Here is a 398-nt window from a genome sequence, read left to right on the forward strand (position 1 = left end):
GGTCACCGCGGCCGCTCCGTTGAGGACGGTGGCCTCGGCGAGGGGGATCTCGTACAGGCCGGTGTCTCCCGTGGCCTGCGTCAGGGCAGGGGCGCCCGCCCCTGGCGTGCCCGGCTTGACGACGGCGCGTACGGTCCACGTCGATCGGTCCAGGCGCAGCACGACCCGGTCGATGCGGGTCTGCCCGGACGTGTTCGGGCCGACGGGCAGGGTGTCGCCGGTGGTGCCGGACGTCCAGCCGTGTCCGCGCAGGCTGCCGTACACGTTCGCTCGGATGGCGACGTTGAGGCCGACGCCGGCGGTGACGACGGCCGGGTCGGACGGGTTGCCGTAGATCCCGTCGTCGGAGAAACGCGCGGCGAGTTTCTCGTGCTGCACGTCGGTCACCACCCGGCTGT

The 398-nt window shown here is 72.9% G+C and carries 1 pseudogene; it reads right to left on the reverse strand.

The annotated features are described in order from the left end of the window. Positions 1-378, reverse strand: a pseudogene (locus tag LPA54_RS41115) (hypothetical protein); the annotation flags it as partial. Positions 379-398: the final 20 nt, after the last annotated feature.

This window comes from Streptomyces sp. DH12 (genome assembly GCF_020873895.1).
Classification (GTDB): Bacteria; Actinomycetota; Actinomycetes; order Streptomycetales; family Streptomycetaceae; genus Streptomyces.